Origin of the sequence: Pseudomonas sp. FP1762 (genome assembly GCF_030687105.1) — a bacterium.
Classification (GTDB): Bacteria; Pseudomonadota; Gammaproteobacteria; order Pseudomonadales; family Pseudomonadaceae; genus Aquipseudomonas; species Aquipseudomonas siliginis.
This window is the reverse complement of the sequence record NZ_CP117458.1, coordinates 1183099-1198314: the sequence shown is the minus strand read 5'-3', so window position 1 is coordinate 1198314 and position 15216 is coordinate 1183099. Positions and strand designations below refer to the sequence as shown.

The window sequence follows — 15216 nt, the reverse complement described above, 5'->3', positions numbered from 1 at the left end:
GCGGAATACACCTCGGTCAGTCCCCTCTCCCAATGGGAGAGGGGGAAAGTGATCCAGCAGAATCACTGCTCCAGCTTCTGCGGCGTCTCCTCCCCCATACACCGCACAGCCTTTTTCTGGCCATTGATCAACACACCGGTCAACCCTTTCTGCTCGGTATCAAACAACACCAGCACACCATCAATGCACTGCGCCACTTGCGGCGCGGGGGTCAGCGAGACTTTGTAGTCCTCGCCCGGCACCGTCTTGAGCATGGTGAATTCGCTGAGCAGCAATGCATCCTCCGGCTTGGCAAAGTGCAGGTAGCCGTAGTACCACAGCGCCCCGACGGTGCCGAGGATGCTGCAGATACCGGTGATGATCAGCGGGATGGCATTACGTTCTTCACTCATTGCGGGCTCTCATCTTCAGAATTCGGGGGCGGCGGATAGTTGGGGATTTCGCCGAGGCGGCGCAGGCCGTCGAAGTGTTCGGGATCATCAAGGTAGCGCAGCATGACCTGACGCCACACCGGGTCGCCGAAGGTTTGCACATGACCGCCACGGGTCAGCTGCAACACGCGCGGCGGCGGCGCCGCTTGATACAGGCGAATGCCGTTGGCCATCGGCACCAGCGGATCGTCGATGCTGTGGAAGATCAGCTTGGGCACGCCGGTCAGCTGCGCCATCGAGTTGATCGCGCTGTCGCCATCCGGCACCAGCCACGACAGCGGCACCTGCAACGGCCAGGTCAGCCACGAAGTGCTGAGGGCGAATTGGCCGACACTGCGATAACTGGCCGGCACACCATCCAGCACCAGGGCCTTGAGTTGTTTTTGCCGTTCCGGGTGCTGCGCCAGCCAATGCACCGACATCGCGCCGCCGAGGCTCTGCCCGAGCAGCACCAGCGGTTTGCCTTTGACCTCGGGCGCTTTGTCGAGCCAGGCGAACGCGGCGTCGATGTCCTGATAGATCGCCGGCAGGCTCGGCTTGCCCTCGGACAAACCGTAACCGCGATAGTCGACCAGCAGTACCTGATAGCCATTCTTCGGCAACCACCAGCTGCCGCCCAGATGCATCGGCAGATTGCCGCCGTTGCCGTGCAGATGCAGGACCGTGCCTTTGACCTCGACGCCAGGTTTGGCCGGCAGCCACCAGGCGTTGAGCTTCAAGCCATCAGCGGTGATCAGAGTGACAGTGCGGTATTCGAGTTTGGCTTTGTCCGGAGTAAATATCTGGCCCGGTTCAGGGTAGAACAGCAGCGAACTGCAACCGCCGAGGGTCAAGAGCAGGCAAAGGATGCCGAGGATTCTCATCCGGTGAAACCTCGCAAAGAAGAGAACTGAACACAAATCAAACCTGTGGGAGCGAGCCTGCTCGCGAAAGCGGTGTATCAGCCGACATCAATGTTGAAGGTGAAATCGCATTCGCGAGCAGGCTCGCTCCCACAAGGGGTTCGGTGGTGGGTCTAGAGGATATTGGAGTAATCCGCCTCAATCCGGTCCAGGCTCAAATGGTTGAGGAAGTTGGAGAAACACATCCACGCCGACAACGCATTCAAGTCACGGAACTGATCCGGTAGATATTTCGGCGGCACCACCAGCCCTTCATCCACCAGTTGCCGCAAGGTTCGCATGTCTTCCAGTGTGGTCTTGCCACAGAACAACAGCGGAATCTGCTCGAGCTTGCCCTTGCGCACGGCCAACTGAATGTAGTTGTAAACCATGATGAAGCCCTTGAGATAGGACAAGTCTTTGGTGAATGGCAGACCGGTGGGCGTCGAGCCACGGAACACCCGGCTGGCGTTGCCGTAGCTTTCGGCCATCTCGAAACCCTGCTCGCGGAAGAATTCGTAGATCTGCAAGAAGTCCGCGCCCTCCTCGACCATATGAATCGCACGGGTGCGGTTGGTCAGTTTGCGCAGGCGACTCGGGTAAGAAGCGAAGGTGATGATTTCCATCAGGATCGCCAGCCCTTCCTGGGTCACCGTTGACGAGGGCGGGCCTTTGGACAGGAACGTGCAGATCGGCTGGTTCAAGCCATTGAGCGTAGTGCCGACGTGCACCAGACCTTCGTGGACTTCCAATGCGCGCACGTCGCGGTCGTTGAACAGCGCATCCGTGCGGATCTTGATGTAGTCGGCGCCCGCCGCGGCGTCGGCGACGATGCCGTCGGACTCGAACACGCGAATGGTTTCTTCGGCCTCACCGAATACCTTGTTCAGTCGGGTTTGCAGCAGGTGCACCGCGTCTTTGGCGGTGAGGATTTTCGGTTCGTCCTTCAGATCGCCGCGTCCGTCGATGTTGTTCAGGTAGTCGGACATCATCAGGCCGAGGTCGGCCAATGTCGGGTCACCGGCGTGAAAGGCATCGGACGCCGCGCCGTACAGCTCCTGCGAGATCAGGCCGAAGTCCTCGGTGCCGCGCGCCTCGAGCATGCGCACCACCATGCGGTATTCCTTGCACATGCGCCGCATGATCTGCCCGACCGGGTTGAACTGGCCGAGCTGGCGGGTGATGTCGCGCTCGATGTTCTGAAATTCCAGTTTGACCTGGCTCGAATCGAACGACAGCGGGCGGTTGAGGTAGTAGTCGCGATCCACCGCCGGCATTTCCTTGCCTTTGGCCTTGAGAAAACCCTTGCGCACGTTGTCGTCCCACTTGACCGCATCGAGCACGCGGATCGGCGTCTGCGCCAGCACAATGCGATCGGACAACATGCGTATCGTCTGCTGGTAATCGTCCACCCGAAACTCCTGTAGAAAACGTGACGTGCTGAAACTCAGACTTTAAGCCTTTGCGGGAGCGGGCCTGCTCGCGAATGCACTGTGTCAGACAACGCAGATGTTGAATATCAGAGTGCTTTCGCGAGCAGGCTCGCTCCCACGGGGTGTAGCGTGAAACGCTAGACCGACGCCAGCACCAGGTGCATATACCGCGTCAGAATCCCGAGCATGTCCTCTTCGGCCAATGGCTCGGCGTCATTGAGCAGGCCCTGATATTCCATCCGCCCGATAATCGCCGTCAACACCTTGGCATCCTGTTGCGGTTCGCGCGAGCCCAGTACCTGGAACAACTGGCAGGTGCCCTGCAACAGAATCTGCTGATGCGAGCGCACCAGAATGGCCAGACGCGGATTGAGCAGCGCTTCCTGACGGAACGCCTGCTCGGCCATCAGATGCTCGCGGCGGTTGATCAGTTGCCGGTGCACGTAATCGGCCATCAGCCGCGCGATGTCATCGGCCAGTTGCGAGCGCGACTCCGGGCTGCCGTCGGCGCTGACCACCATTTCGCGCAGCAGACCTTCGTTATTGATCCACAACTTGGCCATGTACGCCGCGCTGCGTTCAACGTATTGGGCGAAGGTATCGGTGAGCAGGTCATCGATGTCCTTGAAATAATACGTGGTCGCCGACAGCGGCACACCGGCCTCCGCCGCGACCGCACGATGGCGCACGGCTCGCACGCCGTCGCGCACGACAATGCGCATCGCGGCGTCGAGAATGTCCTGGCGACGCTGCTCACTGCCCTGTCGGCTGGCCTTGCGGCCCTGGTACTGAACACTTTCAGCGACCGCAGTGGCGATACCCGCTGCACCTTCTTGAGCTATTGCACCCATCACGACAGCACTTCCTCTGCTATTTGCAAATTAACCAATTGATACATTTGTACCAGACAGGCAATAAAAAGCCGCCTGTTTTAGGCGGCTTTTCAACTGAAACGTTTACGCTTGCGGTCGCATGTGCGGGAACAGGATCACATCGCGGATCGACGGCGAGTTGGTCAGCAACATCACCAGACGATCGATGCCGATACCTTCACCGGCGGTTGGCGGCATGCCGTACTCCAGCGCACGGACGAAGTCGGCGTCGTAGTGCATGGCTTCGTCGTCACCGGCGTCCTTGTCGGCCACCTGCGCCATGAAGCGCTCGGCCTGGTCTTCGGCGTCGTTCAGCTCGGAGTAGGCGTTGGCGATTTCACGACCACCGATGAACAGCTCGAAGCGGTCGGTGACGTTCGGGTTCTCGTCATTGCGACGGGCCAGCGGCGACACTTCGAACGGGTACTGAGTGATGAAGTGCGGCTGCTCCAGCTTGTGCTCGACCAGTTCTTCGAAAATCATCACCTGCAGTTTGCCCAGACCTTCGAAGCCCAACACCTTGGCGCCGGCCTTCTTGGCGATGGCGCGAGCCTTGTCGATGTCATTCAGATCATCGGCAGTCAGCTCAGGGTTGTACTTGAGAATCGAGTCGAACACCGACAGCCGCACGAACGGCTCGCCGAAATGGAACACCTTGTCGCCGTACGGCACGTCGGTGCTGCCCAGCACCAGCTGCGCCAGCTCGCGGAACAGTTCCTCGGTGAGATCCATGTTGTCTTCGTAATCGGCGTACGCCTGATAGAACTCCAACATGGTGAATTCAGGGTTGTGACGGGTCGAAACGCCTTCGTTACGGAAGTTGCGGTTGATCTCGAAGACTTTCTCGAAACCACCGACCACCAGACGCTTCAGATACAGCTCAGGCGCGATACGCAGGAACATTTCCATGTCCAGCGCGTTGTGGTGAGTTTCGAACGGCTTGGCTGCGGCGCCGCCGGGAATGGTCTGCAGCATCGGCGTTTCGACTTCGAGGAAGTCGCGCTTCATCAGGAAGCTGCGGATGTGCGCGATCACTTGCGAACGCACGCGGAAGGTCTGGCGCACGTCTTCGTTGACGATCAGGTCGACGTAACGCTGACGGTAGCGCTGTTCGGTGTCGGTCAGGCCGTGGTGCTTGTCCGGCAGCGGACGCAGCGACTTGGTCAGCAGACGCACGTTGGTCATTTCAACGTACAGGTCGCCCTTGCCGGAACGCGCCAGGGTGCCTTCGGCAGCAATGATGTCGCCCATGTCCCAGGTTTTCACCGCAGCCAGGGTTTCTTCGGACAGCGTCTTGCGGTTGACGTAGACCTGAATGCGTCCGGTCATGTCCTGGATCACCATGAACGAGCCACGGTTGAGCATGATGCGACCGGCAACCTTGACCGGGATTGCAGCCTCTGCCAGCTCTTCCTTGGTCTTGTCCGCGTACTGTTTCTGCAAGGCATCGCAGTAGTTTTCGCGGCGGAAGTCGTTCGGGAAGGCATTGCCCTTGGCGCGCTCGGCAGCAAGCTTTTCCTTGCGCAGGGCGATCAGGGAGTTTTCTTCCTGTTGCAGGGCTTGCGGGTCGAGTTGTAGGTCGCTCATGTCTTTAAGTATTCCATCAGGTTCGTTGCCCCCAGCCTTCGGCTGGGGATCGCGGGCGAGCCCGCTCCCACAGAGGGTGTTACAGGCCGGATTTCAGGCTCGCTTCCAGGTATTCGTCGATGTCGCCATCGAGCACCTTGTCGCAATCGCTGCGTTCGATGTTGGTACGCAGATCCTTGATCCGCGAGGCATCGAGCACGTAAGAGCGGATCTGGTGACCCCAGCCGATGTCCGACTTGGTGTCTTCCAGCGCCTGCGAGGCCGCATTGCGCTTCTGCATTTCCTGCTCGTACAACTTGGCCCGCAGCATTTTCATGGCGGTGTCCTTGTTGGCGTGCTGGGAACGTTCGTTCTGGCAGCTGACCACGGTGTTGGTCGGTACGTGGGTGATACGTACGGCCGAGTCGGTGGTGTTTACGTGCTGACCACCGGCACCAGAGGAACGATAGGTGTCGATCCGCAGGTCTGCCGGGTTGATTTCGATTTCCACCTTGTCATCGATCTCTGGCGAGACGAAAACAGCGGAGAACGAGGTATGGCGACGGTTGCCGGAGTCGAACGGGCTCTTGCGCACCAGACGGTGCACGCCGATCTCGGTACGCAGCCAGCCAAAGGCGTATTCGCCCTTGATGTGCACGGTCGCGCCCTTGATCCCGGCGACTTCACCGGCGGACAGTTCCATGATGGTTGCGTCGAAACCGCGTTTGTCAGCCCAGCGCAGGTACATGCGCAGCAGGATGTTGGCCCAGTCCTGCGCTTCGGTACCGCCGGAACCGGCCTGGATGTCCAGGTAGGCGTTGTTCGGGTCCATTTCATGGCTGAACATGCGGCGGAATTCCAGCTTGGCCAGATTTTCCTCGAGACGGGCCAGCTCGGCGACGACATCGCCCACTGCGCCTTCGTCGTTCTCTTCGACGGCCATGTCCAGCAGGTCGCGGCAATCGGCCAGACCGCCGTTCAGTTCGTCGAGAGTGTCGACGATCTGCGCCAGCGCGGCACGCTCGCGGCCCAGCTCCTGGGCGTATTCAGGTTTGTTCCAGACACTCGGATCTTCAAGCTCGCGATTGACCTCGGTCAGACGCTCATGCTTTTGATCGTAGTCAAAGATACCCCCGAATAGTTTCGGAGCGCTCGGACAGGTCCTTGATGGTGTTCAGGATCGGGTTGATTTCCATGACGGGCAGCACTCGTTGGCGAACTTTTGAAAGCCGGCGAGTATAACGTAAACAGCCTGTCGCGGCAGCCCGTCTGGCGGTGAATGGGCCGAGATTGCTGCCCTCACCCTAGCCCTCTCCCGGAGGGAGAGGGGACCGATCGGGGGATATTTGAAACATACGCCGAATAGAATGGCTTCACCGAATCCGTGATCGCCAAGCCTGAAGATCCATAATCGCTGCGATCTCTCAGGTCGATGTCTGGCCCGAGACACCTCGGTCGGCCCCCTCTCCCTCCGGGAGAGGGCTGGGGTGAGGGCAACGGCCGTTACTCGATCCCGACCTGATTGCGCCCATTGTTCTTGGCCAGATACAAGCCGCGATCCGCCGCCGAAATCAGCAGCCGGCAGTCACTGCCCGCCTGCGGCACCATGGTCGCCAGACCAATGCTGATGGTCAGACTGGAGCCCTCGGCCGGCGTGTTGTGCGGAATTTTCAACGCCGCCACGGTCTGGCGCAGTTTCTCGGCCAACAGCCGCGCGCCGCCCGGCGAAGTGTTCGGCAGCACCAGCACAAACTCCTCGCCGCCATAACGCGCCGGCAGATCCGACGGTCGCGCACTGGCCTCGCGGATCGCCGTGGCGACCTTGCGCAAGGCTTCGTCGCCTTCAACGTGGCCAAAACTGTCGTTGTACGACTTGAAGTAATCGACGTCGATCATCAGCAATGACAGCTGCGTCTGATCACGCAGCGAACGGCGCCACTCCAGTTCCAGGTACTCGTCGAAGTGCCGTCGGTTGGACAGCCCGGTCAGGCCATCGGAGTTCATCAGCCGTTGCAGCACCAGATTGGTGTCGAGCAATTGCTGCTGGCTGACCCGCAACGCTCGGTACGCGGCGTCGCGTTGCAGCAATGTCATGTAGGACCGCGAGTGGTAGCGAATGCGCGCGACCAGTTCGATGGTGTCCGGCAGTTTCACCAGATAGTCGTTGGCGCCAGCGGAGAACGCCGCGCTTTTGATCAGCGGGTCTTCCTTGGTCGAGAGAACGATGATCGGGATGTCCTTGGTCGCCGGATGATTGCGGTATTCGCGCACCAGGCTCAGGCCATCGAGGCCGGGCATCACCAGGTCCTGGAGAATCACCGTCGGTTTAATCCGCACCGCCTGGGCGATGGCCTGCTGCGGGTCGGAGCAGAAGTGGAAGTCGATGTTTTCCTGATTCGACAGCCCACGGCGCACCGCTTCGCCGATCATCGCCTGATCATCCACCAACAACACCATGGCGGCGTTCTCGTCGGTTTTAATGTCGTCGATCTGTAAATCATTCATGAGCGGTCACCTGAGTACTGCGGGGGCCTGGATTGCCGATCAACCTGTTCATTTGGGGAAAATCTCCAGCAATCGTGGCGCTATCTTTTCCAGCGGGCGGATTTCCACCGCGGCATCGATCGCCGCGGCAGCCTTGGGCATGCCGTACACCGCACTGCTGTGCTGATCCTGCGCAACGGTCAAATAACCCTGCTGGCGCATGAGCTTAAGCCCTTGCGCGCCATCGCGCCCCATCCCGGTCAATAAAACCCCGACCGCGTCACCGTTCCAGTAACTGGCAACGCTCTCGAAAAACACGTCGATCGAGGGGCGATAGATCTCGTTGACCGGTTCGGCGGTGTAGGCCAGCGTGCCGTTTTTCAACAGGCGAATATGGTGATTGGTCCCGGCCAGCAGCACCGCGCCACTCTGCGGCGGCTCGCCTTCACGGGCCAGACGCACATCGAGGCCGCTGGCGCTGGCCAGCCATTCGGCCATGCCGGCGGCGAACACCTGATCGACATGCTGCACCAGCACGATCGCGGCGGAAAAATCCTTCGGCAGGCCTTTGAGCAGCACTTCCAGCGCCGCCGGCCCACCGGCAGACGAACCGATCGCCACCAGCCGCTGACGTGACGGCGAACTGCGCGGCGAACTCGGCGCCGGGCGCGAACGCGGCGCCTTGTCGCCGATCAGCCAGCCGATGTTGAGGATCTTGCGCAACAACGGCGCCGCCGCTTCCTGGGCATTGCCGGCGCCGATCGCCGGCGTGTCGACCACGTCCAGCGCGCCGTGGCCCATGGCCTCGAACACGCGGTGCACGTTCTGCTGGCGGTCGACGGTGACGATGACGATCGCGCATGGGGTCTCGGCCATGATCCGCCGCGTGGCTTCGACGCCGTCCATGATCGGCATGATCAGGTCCATCAAAATCAGGTCCGGCGTTTGTTCGGCGCAGCGTTGCACCGCCTCGGCGCCGTTGCTGGCGACCCAGATCACCTGATGCGCCGGCTCGAAGGCCAGCGCTCGGCGCAGGGCCTCCACCGCCAGGGGCATGTCATTGACGATTGCGATCCTCATGCCCGCGCTCCCCCGATGAGCTCGACCACTGCATCGAGCAGGGCGTCGTCATGAAAACTGGCTTTGGCCAGATAATAGTCGGCGCCGGCGTCCAGTCCACGGCGGCGGTCTTCTTCGCGATCCTTGTACGACACGACCATCACCGGCAACGATTGCAGACGGTTGTCGCGGCGCAGCAGCGTGACCAGCTCGATGCCGTCCATGCGCGGCATGTCGATGTCGGTGATCAGCAGATCGAAGTTCTCCGAACGCAGCGCATTCCAGCCATCCATGCCGTCCACCGCCACCGCGACGTCATAGCCGCGATTGAGCAGCAGTTTGCGTTGCAGCTCGCGCACGGTCAGCGAATCGTCGACCACCAGCACCCGTTTGCGCGCCGCTTCGGCAGTTTGATTGCCGTGGCGGGCAATGCGCTCCAGGCGCCCGGTATTGAGCAGCTTGTCCACCGAACGCAGCATGTCTTCGACATCGACGATCAGCACCACCGAACCATCATCGAGCAAGGCCCCGGCGGAAATATCCTGAACCTTGCCCAGACGCTCGTCCAGCGGCAACACCACCAGCGTGCGCTCACCCACGAAGCGCTCGACAGCCACCCCATAAATCGCCTCGCGCTCGCGGATCACCACGACTTTCAGGGTAGCGCCATCGTTCTGACTGGCCGGGCGATTGAGCAACTGGCTGGCCGCAACCAGCCCGACATGCTGGCCTTCGTGCCAGAAATGCTGGCGTCCTTCGACCTGCACGATGTCTTCGGGGGCCAGATCGCACATGCGTTCGATGTGCGCCAAGGGGAATGCGTAAGCCTCTTCGCCGACTTCCACCACGAGGCTGCGTACCACCGAAAGCGTCAACGGCACCTCCAGATGGAAACGGCTGCCCTCGCCCGCCGTCTGCTCCAGCACCACGGCCCCACGCAATTGGCGGACCATATGCTGAACAGCGTCCAGGCCGACGCCACGCCCGGACACTTCGGTAACCTTGTCGCGCAGGCTGAATCCCGGCAGAAACAGGAAGGTCAGCAGTTCTTCTTCGCTCAATTGCGCTGCGGTTTCGGCTGGGGATAACTGCCGTTCGACGATGCTGCGGCGGACTTTCTCCAGATCGACGCCACCGCCGTCATCGCTGAGTTCCAACACCAGCAAACCGGCTTGGTGGGAGGCGCGCAGGCGAATCAGGCCCTCTTCCGGCTTGCCCTTGAGCAGGCGTTGTTCCGGGGATTCGATGCCGTGATCGACAGCGTTGCGCAGCAAGTGAGTCAGCGGCGCTTCGAGCTTTTCCAGCACATCGCGATCGACCTGGGTTTTCTCGCCTTCGATCTCCAGGCGCACTTGTTTGCCAAGGCTGCGCCCGAGATCGCGAACCATGCGCGCCTGCCCGCTGAGCACGTCGGCAAACGGGCGCATGCGACAGGCCAGCGCGGTGTCGTAGAGCACTTGTGCACGTTGGCTGGCCTGCCAGGCGAACTCGTCGAGTTCGGCGTTTTTCTCGCTGAGCAATTGCTGCGACTCGGCGAGCAAGCGCCGCGCATCTTCCAGTGACTCGAGCGCTTCCAGGCTCAGTGCGTGGTCCTTCAGGTGCACATTGAGATTTTCCAGTGCGCGCAGGCCATTGTTCTGCATGCGCTTGAGACGCTGCATGGTGGCCAGATGCGGTTTCAGCCGCTGGGTTTCCACCAGCGATTTGCTCGATAGATCGAGCAGGCTGTTCAGGCGTTCGGCAGTGACGCGCAAAACGCGCTCGCCGCCTTCGGTGGTGCGTTTGTTTTTGCGCGGGGTCGGTTCGGCGGGCTCGTCCATGATCGGCGCTGTCGCCGTTGGCGCGGGCTCGATCTGCAACTCGGCAATTGGCGGCGTGGCAACCACAGCGGCTGGCGCCGAAGGATCGAGCAGACGCCCCATCAACGCGACGTAGGCTTCAATGTCCGTGGGTTGCGGCGCATTGGCCGGCGTGGCGATGCGCATCAGCAGGTCGGTGCCCTGCAACAACGCGTCGATGTGTTCGGGACGCAGCAACAAACGGCCTTCCTGCGCACTGACCAGGCAATCCTCCATGACGTGGGCGACGCTGACGCCGCTGTCGATGCCAACAATGCGCGCCGCACCTTTGAGCGAGTGCGCCGCACGCATGCACGACTCCAGCTGATCGGCCTGGGTCGGATTGCGCTCCAGCGCCAGCAGCCCGGCGCTGAGCACTTGGGTCTGGGCTTCGGCTTCGAGACTGAACAGCTCGAGCAGAGAGGCGTCGCGCATTTGCTCGGGGGTCATGTCAGGCTCCGGGTCACGGCGGACAACAGCTGTTCTTCATCCAGCCAGCGCAGGCTGCGACCGCGATATTGCAGAACGCCACGGGTGTACTTGGCACTGTTCTGCGCACCGGACTGCGACGCGGCGTCGAGGATGCGCTCGTCGATGGCATGAATGCCGTCCACTTCATCCACCGGCACCACCACCGGCCCGCCGTGCGCGGCGATGATCAGCATGCGCGGCATGACGCGTCCGCCGCTGGCCGGCGCAACGCTGGCGCCGAGGTCGAGCAGTTCCACCAGCGACAGGCACGCGACCAGTGCGCCACGGACATTGGCCACACCGAGCAAGGCCCGCGAGCGCTGGTGCGGCAGCGAATGTATCGCCTGCAACGGCGCAACTTCGACAAGCGTGCGCGTGGCCAGTCCGAGCCATTCCTCGCCGAGGCGGAACATCAGCAGCGAGCGGGTCTTGACGTCGGTTTCGACCTTGCTGACCACCGCTTCGCGCTGGTCCTGCTGCAACGAATAACGGTCAAGCAGGCGCGTGGCGGCGGCGGAATACACCGAACAGTTGCGGCAGTGAATATGCTCTTCCAGCAACGGGCAGGACTTGTCGCCATGAATGCCGATGCGGTTCCAGCAATCGTCGATGGCGCGGGCGTCTTCGTGGGTAACGTTCAAAGTGTCGGGCGCGCTCATCGTTTACGCTCACTGTCGGCGGTGCGCCCGCTGCGGGCGGCGCGCTCCTGCAATCGTCGGGCACCCGCCGTATCGCCCTGAGCCTGCAGCAATACGGCCAGGTGCATCAGCGCTTCGGGGTGTTGCGGTTCGAGGTACAACGCTTTGCGGTAATACCCCTGGGCTTCGAGGCTCAGCCCGGCGACATCGCTGAGCAGGCCGAGCCAATAGAACACCTGCGCCACGGGTTCATGGCTGCGCAGATAGTGTTCGCACGCGGCACGGGCCTCGGCGCTTTTGCCTTCGTTGGCCAGTGCAGCAATCTGCGCCAACAGCGTTGCGGCGTCCGGGTCGGCAGTTTTTTTCGTCACCGGCAAAGCCGTCACGGCAGCGAACGGCCGATTGCGCACTGGCGCTGGCGGCGGCGCGCTGCGCAGTGGTTGGCTGATCGGCACGGCGACCGGTTTGGGCGTCGGCAGCGGTTCGGGGTGCGGCTCGCTATGGCGGCTGAAAGCGAACGACTGCGGGATGCCGATCGAGCGCATGCCCAAGCGCCCGAGCAGACTGCCCTCCGCCGGGCCGATAAACAGCACGCCGTCGACGTGGGTCAGGCGCTTGAGCACTTCGAACACCTGCTTTTGCGTCGGCTGGTCGAAATAGATCAGCAGGTTGCGGCAGAACACGAAATCGAAGGCTGGCTCGCTCGCCAACAGCGTCGGATCGAGGACATTGCCGACCTGCCAGCGCACTTGTTCGCGAACGTATTCGTTGACCCGGTGGCCGTCCTGCTCAGGCATGAAATGCCGATCGCGAAACTGCAGATCCTGCCCGCGAAACGAGTTCTTGCCGTAAACAGCGCGGCGCGCCTTGTCCACCGACAACGGGCTGATGTCCATGCCGTCGACCTTGAATTGATGCGGCTGCAATCCGGCATCAAGCAAGGCCATGGCAATCGAGTAGGGTTCTTCGCCGGTCGAGCACGGCAGGCTCAGAATTCGCAGCGCGCGCATATTATTGAGTTCTTTAAGCCGACCTCGCGCCAGTTTGCCCAGCGTCGCGAAAGATTCCGGATAACGGAAAAACCACGTTTCCGGAACGATCACCGCTTCGATCAGCGCCTGCTGCTCGTCCCGCGAGCCTTGCAACAGCTGCCAATATTCGTCGGCGTGGGCGGCCTGGGACAGGGTCGTGCGCTGGCGCACGGCACGCTCGATGATCGCCGCGCCCACCGACGCGACATCAAGGCCGATGCGTTCCTTGAGGAAATCGAAAAAGCGCTGCTCACTGCTCATGGCTGCGCCTCAAGCTGCGCCGGATCACGCGGCGGATCGGGGAACAGCAAGCTGCGCACGGCGTCATCGAGCAAGTCATTGACCCGCACCCATTGCAGCAATCCCTGCGCATCTTCGCGCACCGGGCCGAGGTACGGCGCCTCACGGTTGTCGAGGCCGTAAGGCTGGAAATCTTGCGGATGACAGCGCAGCGTGTCGGTGGCCTGCTCGAGAATCAGCCCGAGCCATTGCGCTGCTTGCGATTGATCCGGCTGATAATTGACCAGCACCAGCCGCGTGCTGGTGCGCGCCTCGGCGGGCTGGCCAAAAGTCAGCGCACTGAGGTCGATCACCGGCACCACCGCCCCGCGATAGGCGAACACCCCGGCCACCCAGTGCGGCGCCCGGGCAATCGGCTTCAACGGCAGGCGCGGCAGCACTTCGGCCACTTCCGTGGCGCGCAGGGCATAGCGCTCGTTGCCGATGCGAAACAGCAGAAACAGCGCCTGCTTCGCCACTGGCGCGGCGCCACGTTTGGCGATGATTTCGCTCATCAGACTTTGAATCGCGAAACGCCGCTGCGCAGGCCGACGGCCACCTGGCTCAGTTCGTCGATAGCGAAACTGGCCTGACGCAGCGATTCGACGGTCTGGCTGCTGGCATCGCCCAACTGCACCAGCGCATGGTTGATCTGCTCGGCGCCAGTGGCCTGGGCCTGCATGCCTTCGTTGACCATCAGCACGCGCGGCGCCAGTGCCTGCACCTGATGGATGATCTGCGACAGCTGCTCGCCGACCTGCTGCACTTCCGACATGCCGCGGCGCACTTCTTCGGAAAACTTGTCCATGCCCATCACCCCGGCCGACACCGCCGACTGGATCTCGCGAACCATCTGTTCGATGTCGTAGGTGGCCACGGCGGTCTGATCGGCCAGACGCCGGACTTCGGTGGCGACCACGGCAAAACCGCGACCGTACTCGCCGGCCTTCTCGGCTTCGATCGCTGCGTTGAGCGACAGCAGGTTGGTCTGGTCAGCCACTTTGACGATGGTCACCACCACCTGATTGATGTTGCCGGCCTTCTCGTTGAGGATCGCCAGTTTGGCGTTGACCAGATCCGCCGCGCCCATGACCGAGTGCATGGTGTCTTCCATGCGCGCCAGGCCTTGCTGGCCGGAGCCGGCGAGCACCGAGGCCTGATCGGCAGCGGTGGACACTTCAGTCATGGTGCGCACCAGATCCCGCGAAGTCGCGGCGATCTCACGGGAGGTTGCGCCGATTTCGGTGGTGGTCGCTGCGGTTTCGGTGGCGGTGGCCTGTTGCTGCTTGGAAGTGGCGGCGATCTCGGTGACCGAGGTGGTCACCTGCACCGAGGAGCGCTGGGCCTGGGATACCAGCGACGTCAGCTCGGTCATCATGTCGTTGAAGCCGGTTTCGACCGCGCCGAACTCGTCCTTGCGATCAAGGTTCAGGCGCGAACTCAGATCGCCGGTGCGCATGATGTCGAGGATGGTCACGATGCGGTTCATCGGCGCCATGATCGCGCGCATCAGCAGCAGACCGCAGAGGCCGGCGGCCAGCACCGCAACCAGCAGGGAAATGACCATGCTGACTTTGGCCGTTGCCACCGCGTCGTCGATATTGGCCATGGCGGTATCAGCGACGACTTTGTTCTCGCCAATGATGTCGTTGAGCTTCATCCGCCCGGTGTACCACGCCGGGGTCAGTTTCTCGTTGAACAGCTTGATGGCATCGGCTTCCAGATTGCGCTTGTGCAGGTCCAGCACGGCATCCTGAATCTGCATGTAGGTATCGTGGTACTTCTCGAACAGGGCGAATTCGGAACGGTCTTCATCCGTGGCCATGGTCTTGCGATAGTTGGCCATCTGCTCTTGCAGACGCGCCTCAAATGCCTTGTAGTCCGCTGCGTCTTCGCTGGAAACGCCCTGGCCTTCCTTGAGGCCGAGCAGCTCTTGCGTCTGCAAATAACTGTCGACCCATGCACCACGAATCATCGAGCTGTAATAGACGCCGGGGATGGCATCGTCGCGCACGCTGTTTTCACTGGCCTCGATTTTCAACAACCGCGAGTAGGACAGCACCACCATCAACAGCATGATGGCGATAATCACCGCAAAGCTCGCCAAAATGCGTTGGCGCAACGTCCAGTTCTTCACAGTGAATCCTCGTGCCTGATCGAAATGCGGGGAGTATAGCCGAGGGCGGTGTTTCATTTATAAGACGCTTTCGCTGGCAGTACTGTCCTTGTGGGA

The 15216-nt window shown here is 61.6% G+C and carries 13 protein-coding genes; all 13 read right to left on the bottom strand.

Annotation, left to right across the window (positions count from 1 at the left end; all coding sequences use genetic code 11):
* Positions 1-62 precede the first annotated feature (62 nt).
* The 13 genes from PSH90_RS05110 to PSH90_RS05050 all read right to left on the bottom strand — a co-directional run bounded on the left by PSH90_RS05110 (position 63) and on the right by PSH90_RS05050 (position 15120).
* Positions 63-392 (bottom strand): hypothetical protein, encoded by a 330-nt coding sequence (locus PSH90_RS05110; protein WP_095180465.1) that lies wholly within the window; start codon positions 390-392, stop codon positions 63-65.
* Entirely contained in the window at positions 389-1294 is a 906-nt protein-coding gene (locus PSH90_RS05105; RefSeq protein ID WP_256810814.1) for an alpha/beta hydrolase, read from the bottom strand. The genes PSH90_RS05110 and PSH90_RS05105 overlap by 4 nt, the downstream gene beginning before the upstream one ends.
* 152 nt (positions 1295-1446) lie before the next feature.
* Complete coding sequence (locus tag PSH90_RS05100) at positions 1447-2697, bottom strand: flavohemoglobin expression-modulating QEGLA motif protein (protein WP_166554750.1); 1251 nt, start codon at positions 2695-2697, stop codon at positions 1447-1449.
* Between the two features lie 185 nt (positions 2698-2882).
* Entirely contained in the window at positions 2883-3596 is a 714-nt protein-coding gene (locus PSH90_RS05095) for a TetR/AcrR family transcriptional regulator (RefSeq protein ID WP_056783159.1), read from the bottom strand.
* 105 nt (positions 3597-3701) lie between these two features.
* Positions 3702-5204 (bottom strand): lysine--tRNA ligase, encoded by a 1503-nt coding sequence (gene lysS / locus PSH90_RS05090; protein WP_076566067.1) that lies wholly within the window; start codon positions 5202-5204, stop codon positions 3702-3704.
* Between the two features lie 79 nt (positions 5205-5283).
* A protein-coding gene (gene prfB / locus PSH90_RS05085; RefSeq protein WP_099758102.1) for a peptide chain release factor 2 occupies positions 5284-6379 on the bottom strand; the annotation gives its coding sequence in 2 pieces (ribosomal slippage) (positions 5284-6306 and positions 6308-6379; 1095 coding nt in all).
* 307 nt (positions 6380-6686) lie between these two features.
* A complete protein-coding gene (locus PSH90_RS05080; protein WP_041478162.1) occupies positions 6687-7688 on the bottom strand; it encodes a PleD family two-component system response regulator in 1002 nt (333 codons plus the stop codon).
* Between the two features lie 48 nt (positions 7689-7736).
* Positions 7737-8747, bottom strand: a complete 1011-nt coding sequence (locus tag PSH90_RS05075; protein ID WP_236168078.1) for a chemotaxis response regulator protein-glutamate methylesterase — start codon at positions 8745-8747, stop codon at positions 7737-7739.
* Positions 8744-11014 carry a hybrid sensor histidine kinase/response regulator gene (locus tag PSH90_RS05070; protein ID WP_236168079.1) on the bottom strand — a complete coding sequence of 757 codons (2271 nt, stop codon included), beginning with the start codon at positions 11012-11014 and terminating at the stop codon, positions 8744-8746. Before PSH90_RS05070 ends, PSH90_RS05075 begins: the two co-directional genes overlap by 4 nt.
* Positions 11011-11694 (bottom strand): chemotaxis protein CheW, encoded by a 684-nt coding sequence (locus tag PSH90_RS05065; protein WP_305382290.1) that lies wholly within the window; start codon positions 11692-11694, stop codon positions 11011-11013. The genes PSH90_RS05070 and PSH90_RS05065 overlap by 4 nt, the downstream gene beginning before the upstream one ends.
* Entirely contained in the window at positions 11691-12965 is a 1275-nt protein-coding gene (locus PSH90_RS05060; RefSeq protein ID WP_305382289.1) for a CheR family methyltransferase, read from the bottom strand. The genes PSH90_RS05065 and PSH90_RS05060 overlap by 4 nt, the downstream gene beginning before the upstream one ends.
* On the bottom strand, positions 12962-13498 hold the full coding sequence (locus PSH90_RS05055; RefSeq protein WP_305382287.1) for a chemotaxis protein CheW: 537 nt from the start codon (positions 13496-13498) through the stop codon (positions 12962-12964). The genes PSH90_RS05060 and PSH90_RS05055 overlap by 4 nt, the downstream gene beginning before the upstream one ends.
* The gene (locus PSH90_RS05050; protein WP_056783144.1) at positions 13498-15120 is read right to left on the bottom strand and encodes a methyl-accepting chemotaxis protein; all 1623 of its coding nucleotides are present in this window, start codon (positions 15118-15120) and stop codon (positions 13498-13500) included. Before PSH90_RS05050 ends, PSH90_RS05055 begins: the two co-directional genes overlap by 1 nt.
* Positions 15121-15216 lie beyond the last annotated feature (96 nt).

What these genes read in the sequence shown, in the direction of transcription:
- PSH90_RS05105 (WP_256810814.1), bottom strand. Translation starts at nt 1,294, where the DNA reads ATGAGAATCCTCGGCATCCTTTGCCTGCTCTTGACCCTCGGCGGTTGC.
- PSH90_RS05055 (WP_305382287.1), bottom strand. Translation starts at nt 13,498, where the DNA reads ATGAGCGAAATCATCGCCAAACGTGGCGCCGCGCCAGTGGCGAAGCAG.
- PSH90_RS05080 (WP_041478162.1), bottom strand. Translation starts at nt 7,688, where the DNA reads ATGAATGATTTACAGATCGACGACATTAAAACCGACGAGAACGCCGCC.
- PSH90_RS05075 (WP_236168078.1), bottom strand. Translation starts at nt 8,747, where the DNA reads ATGAGGATCGCAATCGTCAATGACATGCCCCTGGCGGTGGAGGCCCTG.
- PSH90_RS05100 (WP_166554750.1), bottom strand. Translation starts at nt 2,697, where the DNA reads ATGTTGTCCGATCGCATTGTGCTGGCGCAGACGCCGATCCGCGTGCTC.
- lysS (WP_076566067.1), bottom strand. Translation starts at nt 5,204, where the DNA reads ATGAGCGACCTACAACTCGACCCGCAAGCCCTGCAACAGGAAGAAAAC.
- PSH90_RS05060 (WP_305382289.1), bottom strand. Translation starts at nt 12,965, where the DNA reads ATGAGCAGTGAGCAGCGCTTTTTCGATTTCCTCAAGGAACGCATCGGC.
- PSH90_RS05070 (WP_236168079.1), bottom strand. Translation starts at nt 11,014, where the DNA reads ATGACCCCCGAGCAAATGCGCGACGCCTCTCTGCTCGAGCTGTTCAGT.
- PSH90_RS05065 (WP_305382290.1), bottom strand. Translation starts at nt 11,694, where the DNA reads ATGAGCGCGCCCGACACTTTGAACGTTACCCACGAAGACGCCCGCGCC.
- PSH90_RS05110 (WP_095180465.1), bottom strand. Translation starts at nt 392, where the DNA reads ATGAGTGAAGAACGTAATGCCATCCCGCTGATCATCACCGGTATCTGC.
- PSH90_RS05095 (WP_056783159.1), bottom strand. Translation starts at nt 3,596, where the DNA reads ATGGGTGCAATAGCTCAAGAAGGTGCAGCGGGTATCGCCACTGCGGTC.